The sequence below is a fragment of the Enterobacter sp. 120016 genome, assembly GCF_018383635.1.
In the GTDB taxonomy this organism is placed as follows: Bacteria; Pseudomonadota; Gammaproteobacteria; order Enterobacterales; family Enterobacteriaceae; genus Enterobacter; species Enterobacter asburiae_D.
Map to the genome: position 1 here is coordinate 1 of NZ_JAHAWC010000055.1, position 316 is coordinate 316.

Annotated in this window: 1 tRNA gene and 2 rRNA genes; all 3 read left to right on the top strand. The window is 54.4% G+C overall.

The features are described 5' to 3' along the window. Window positions 1-87: ribosomal RNA gene (rrf, locus tag KIF87_RS23080) — 5S ribosomal RNA — on the top strand; the annotation flags it as partial. Between the two features lie 14 nt (window positions 88-101). Beyond that, window positions 102-177: transfer RNA gene (locus KIF87_RS23085), tRNA-Thr, on the top strand. 43 nt (window positions 178-220) lie between these two features. Next, window positions 221-316 (top strand): 5S ribosomal RNA (gene rrf / locus KIF87_RS23090); the annotation flags it as partial.

Consider the following 316-nt stretch of genomic DNA (forward strand, 5'->3'; position numbering starts at 1 on the left):
TGACCCCATGCCGAACTCAGAAGTGAAACGCCGTAGCGCCGATGGTAGTGTGGGGTCTCCCCATGTGAGAGTAGGGAACTGCCAGGCATCAAATTTAGCGTGCTGATATGGCTCAGTTGGTAGAGCGCACCCTTGGTAAGGGTGAGGTCCCCAGTTCGACTCTGGGTATCAGCACCACTTTATACTTAGGTTAAAGTTCGGCAAGAAGTAAAAGAATTTGTCTGGCGGCTTTAGCGCGGTGGTCCCACCTGACCCCATGCCGAACTCAGAAGTGAAACGCCGTAGCGCCGATGGTAGTGTGGGGTCTCCCCATGTG